Genomic DNA, 5,327 nt, shown 5'->3' with positions numbered 1-5,327 from the left:
TCTAAAGAAACAGAAGGTGTTGTGGATATAAAAACTGGCAGAGGAGGGCTTATAGATCTGGAATTCTTTGTCCAGGGCATGTTGCTAACTGGAAAAGTGTCCATGGAAGATGCACACAATAAAAATTATAACTCTCTTTTGATTGAGTGTTTAAATGCTTTTGGTAAGGATCAGGAATTCATAAATATTTTGTCTCAGATTCATATTAACTGGCTATATTTGATACAGAGAATTCATCTTTTAACAAATTTGAGTTCATCTCGTATTACAAGAGAAAAATTTTTAGATATCATCCAAATGGGACTCTGGCCACCTAAAGATACTTTTCTCATTGAGGAATTTGAAGACATAATCAAATATAAAAGAATTGTAGATAGATTTTGGCAAGATATTACTTTAAAATTTTATTAATAAAATCAAACCACTACACAAAAAATGGAGACAGCTATGTGCAGATTATTTGCATTAACAAGTGATGTCCCAAAATCTCCCATGTTGGCCATTGAGGCCCTGGATGTAATGAAGGAGGGACATGATGGTTCAGGGGTGGGACTTTATTTAACAGATCTTGGTGGGATTTTTGAAGAACTAAAGGAATATCCAATTTTATCAGGGATATTTACAAAAGAAGGCATGAAAACCCTTGATAGTTATCTCATGCCAATGGGTTTTAAAACAAAGTACAACCACTCTATAAAAGTTAAAAAAGAACCACCTCCAGGTATACCCAAACGCTATATGTATCACATCAGGGCATATGAATACCCTGAAGATTGGGAAGATTTATCTTTTGAAGAAAAAGCTCATAGGCTCATGATGATCAGGTTAAAGCTTAGGAAAATGGGACAGAAAGATGAAAGTATGATTGTATATAGTTTTTGGCCAGATTCTATTTTATTAAAAGAGATTGGAGATCCCATGGAAGTTGCTGAATACCTTGATTTAGATAATATTGGGCTTAAGGCAAGGATCATCATGGCCCAAGGCAGGCAAAATACAAATTATGCTATAAATTTATATGCATGTCATCCCTTTTTTATTCAGGGTATAGCATCCATGACCAATGGAGAAAATACGGCATTTGTGCCTATTAGAGAATTTTTGGAATCAAGGGGGTTTCCTGGCTATACAGGGTATCAATCAGACTCTGAAGTATTTACCCATATTTTTCATTATATGATAAATTTTCTGGGACTACCAGTTGAGTTCTACAAACACATAATAACTCCTCTTAAGGATGAGGACATAGAGAAACATCCAAATAGTGAATTTTTAAAAAGGTTAAAACAGTCATGTAGAAGGCTCATAATAGATGGTCCTAATTGTGTTATAGGGTGTTTGCCAGATAAAACTGTGGTTATGGTGCAGGACAGAAAAAAATTAAGGCCTGGGGTTGTTGGCGGGAAAAAGGGATTTTTTGTGTTTTCTTCTGAAATATGCGGCCTTGATTATGTGTTAAAAAAAGAATTAGGGGAAAATAATTTTGAATATTTTCAACCAATGTACATTGATACTGTGTATGTCACATCAGATCGTAAGGAGGTAATAAAGTGCTCTCAAATGAACCCATTACGCCTTCCCAATTAAGTCTAAAGGATCTTCCTTGGCTCATATATTGGGACAAAGAAAAATGTCAGCTTTGCGGCAGATGTGTAGCTGCGTGCCCAGTGAGGGCCATAGAATTAGGAACATTTAGACAGAGAATTGTTGAAACACCAATAAACAATAAAGAGGCACATACAAACCTTTATAAAATTTATTATGGCATAAAACAAAAGACAGATCCTGGTCATGCATGCATTGGGTGTGGACTTTGTTCTACAGTATGTCCAAATCAGGCAATAATTCCTTTTCACAATGAAGAACCAGATAAACTTAAATTTCATATAAATTTAGGTGGTCAGCCAAGAAGACGTGGTGGGAGGAGAAATGTCCCCTATACAATTCTAGACAGGATAAAGTTTATTAGGATATCCATGCTAACTGACCCAGCCTTAGATGCTGGACGGCATGAATTTGAACTAAGGACCCTCCTTGGACGGGTGCTTCCTCCAGAAGAAAATTTAAAATGTTACAAAGAAAATGGATGGGTTCCCCCAGTTAGAGAAATTTATCCGCTAATAATTGGCGGAATGTCATTTGGCGCCCTGTCTCCTAATATGTGGGAAGGGCTGGTTATGGGGGTAGCCTATTTAAATGAAGAACTTGGAATGCCTGTTAGGATGTGCACAGGGGAAGGTGGTTGTCCTCCAAGGCTCCTTAGATCGAGATTTTTAAAATACATAATCCTTCAGATCGCCAGTGGTTACTTTGGCTGGGATGAGATAATTCATGCAATCCCAGAGATGAAAGAAGACCCTTGTGCCATTGAGATCAAATATGGCCAGGGTGCAAAACCTGGAGATGGCGGGCTCCTTATGTGGTATAAAGTGAATAAACTCATCGCAGCAATCAGAGGTGTTCCTCCAGGTGTCAGTTTACCCAGCCCACCAACCCATCAGACAAAGTATTCAATAGAAGAATCTGTTGCCAAAATGATTCAATCTATGTATATGGCATGGGGATTTAGGGTGCCAGTTTATCCAAAGATCTCTGGTACATCTACAGCACTTGCAGTTTTAAATAACTTGACTAGAAATCCATATGCAGCAGCACTTGCCATAGATGGAGAAGATGGCGGCACTGGTGCTGCTTATAATGTTTCCATGGACCATATGGGTCACCCAATAGCCAGTAATGTAAGGGACTGTTATTTAAATTTAGTAAAGCTGGGAAAACAAAACGAGATCCCGATCATTGGTGCAGGAGGGATTGGTAAGAGGGGAAATCTTGCAGCAAATGCAGCAGCTCTCTACATGCTTGGGGCAAGTGCAGTACAGGTTGGAAAATACATTATGCAGGCTGCTGCTGGTTGTGTTGGTTCTGAGACCGATAGGTGCAATATATGTAATATTGGACTCTGTCCAAAGGGAATTACATCTCAGGACCCACGTATTTACAGGAGATTAGATCCTGAAAAAGTGGCTGAAAGGGTAGTAGATGTATTTCTCACCTTTGATACTGAACTCAAGAAAATAGTGGCACCACTTGGAAGGTCCACCTCCCTACCAATTGGTATGTCAGATGCTTTGGGAATAGATGATTATCATGCAGCAGAAAGACTTAAAATTAAATATGTTGTATAAAAAATATAATTGTTAAGCCTAACGAATATTACATAAATAATGTTGCTATGTTCTAATTAAAAGGGAGATTAAGTCATGGGACAAAAGATAAGAGATGCCTATTTTATCCCTGGAAGGGAGAATGGAAAAAGGGTTGATTCTAGAATCCTTGAAGAAAGGATTCAAAGGGCTGTAGAACAAGGATACAGGAAAATAGAAGTAGAGGCATGTGGACAACATGGAATTGGTGGCAGGCTGTGGAAAGCAGGAGACGAAGAAGTTGTTGTTTATGTGAGTGGTCCTCCTGGCCAGAGGGTTGGATCCATGGGATTCCCAAATACCAGGATTGAGGTGCTTGGAAATTCCTCAGATGATGTTGGGTGGTTAAATGCAGGTGCAGAAATTGTAGTTCATGGACATGCTGCAAGTGGAGTTGCAAATGGTATGGCCCAGGGCAAGATCTATATTGCAGGTAATATTGGCGCCCGTGGAATGACCATGACAAAATTTAACCCCAGGTTCACTCCGCCTGAGCTCTGGGTACTTGGATCTGTAGGAGATTATTTTGCTGAATTTATGGCAGGTGGAATAGCTGTTATTTGTGGGTATAATCCCCAGAATCCAGATAATGTACTTGGCTATAGGCCTTGTGTTGGAATGGTTGGAGGAAAAATTTTTGTTAGAGGAAAATACTTAGGTTTTAGTGAAAAAGATGCAAAAAGGGTACAGATATCAGAAGAAGAGTGGGATTGGCTATGCGAGAATTTAAAAACATTTTTAAAGAAGATTGATAAAGAGCATTTATACGAAGAACTATCTAAATATGAAGATTGGGATTTAATAGTTGCAAGGTCTCCCCAGGAAAAAAGGAGTAGTTCACTTAGACCTATTTCTGATTTTAACAAAAATGTGTGTTGTAAGGAATTAGGACAAGGAGGATTAATAGGGGACCTTGTAGATTATGATAGAAGTCCAATTCCTGTGATCACAATTGGAGAGTTGAGGCGTTTTAAACCAGTTTGGGAAAACAAAAAATATGCAGCTCCATGTGAATTTGCGTGTCCAACTGGGATACCAGTGCAAGAGAGATGGGCATTGGTTAGAGAGGGAAGGTTTGAGGAAGCAGCAGATATGGCCCTTTTTTATACACCTTTTCCAACAACAGTATGTGGTTTTTTGTGCCCAAATCTGTGTATGCAAAATTGTACTAAACAAAAATATAATATGACTCCAGTGGATGTAACCCTCCTTGGTAAGGCTTCAGAAAATGCCAAGCTCCCAGAACTTCCACCTATAACAGGGAAAAAAGTTGCAATAATTGGTGGTGGACCTGGAGGTATATCCTGTGCATGGCAGCTTAGACTGAAGGGATACGATGTAACAGTTTTTGATAGACATAAAGAGTTGGGTGGTAAGATATCTGAGTACATTCCAAAGACCAGGATACCACAGGACATTTTGAAAAAGGATATTGAGAGAATAAAAAAGGTACTCCATCACGTTCAATTGGAAGAGAATATAGGTAAAGAAAAATTTAAAGAACTATTATCAGAATATGATTTTGTGGTTATAGCAACTGGTGCCCAAAGGCCCAGGATCTTACCAGTAGAGGGTAAGGAAAGATTAGTATCTGCTTTAGAATTTCTGGGCAAGAGTAAAAAAGATGAAATAGATCCAGGAGAAAGGGTAGTAGTAATAGGTGCTGGAAATGTGGGTTGTGATGTGGCAACTGAAGCCCACAGACTTGGTGCTAGGGATATTACCCTAATAGATATTCAGGAGCCAGCATCTTTTGGTAAAGAGAGAAAAGAGGCAGAAAAGGCAGGGGCCAAATTTAAATGGCCTGTTTTTACCAAAAAGATTATTGATAAAGGAGTTATTACTGATTCAGGAGAATTGATACCTGCAGATACAGTGGTAATCTCTATTGGAGATGTGCCAGAGCTTGACTTTTTGACAGAAGATATTGAGACAGACAGGGGATTTATAAAGGTAAATGAATACTATCAAACATCTAATCCAAAGGTATTTGCCATTGGAGATGTGGTGAAGCTTGGACTTATCACAGATGCAATAGGCAGTGGGAGGATAGCAGCGCAAGCAATTGACAGCCTTTTAAAAGGTGAAACTCCACAGCTTAAAAAACGTCCTGAGATTGACAAA

General features: G+C 38.7%; 4 protein-coding genes. All 4 read left to right on the top strand.

All coding sequences use genetic code 11. The features are described 5' to 3' along the window. On the top strand, window positions 1-411 hold a 411-nt coding region (locus ACY2V1_RS10760; RefSeq protein WP_461834801.1), incomplete at its 5' end, for a hypothetical protein. A 36-nt stretch (window positions 412-447) separates the two neighbouring features. Continuing rightward, window positions 448-1,587, top strand: coding sequence for a class II glutamine amidotransferase domain-containing protein (locus ACY2V1_RS10755; protein ID WP_461834800.1), 1,140 nt, complete (start codon window positions 448-450; stop codon window positions 1,585-1,587). Continuing rightward, a complete protein-coding gene (locus ACY2V1_RS10750) occupies window positions 1,551-3,185 on the top strand; it encodes a glutamate synthase-related protein (protein ID WP_461834799.1) in 1,635 nt (544 codons plus the stop codon). Before ACY2V1_RS10755 ends, ACY2V1_RS10750 begins: the two co-directional genes overlap by 37 nt. A gap of 75 nt (window positions 3,186-3,260) precedes the next feature. Further along, window positions 3,261-5,327: FAD-dependent oxidoreductase (locus ACY2V1_RS10745; protein ID WP_461834798.1), on the top strand; the 2,067-nt coding region annotated here is incomplete at its 3' end.

Source organism: Desulfothermus sp., assembly GCF_053993635.1.
This window is presented reverse-complemented; position numbering and strand designations above follow the sequence as displayed.

Bases quoted from the DNA above. Each gene is read 5' to 3' on its own strand.
- ACY2V1_RS10755 (WP_461834800.1), top strand. From the start codon at position 448: ATGTGCAGATTATTTGCATTAACAAGTGATGTCCCAAAATCTCCCATG.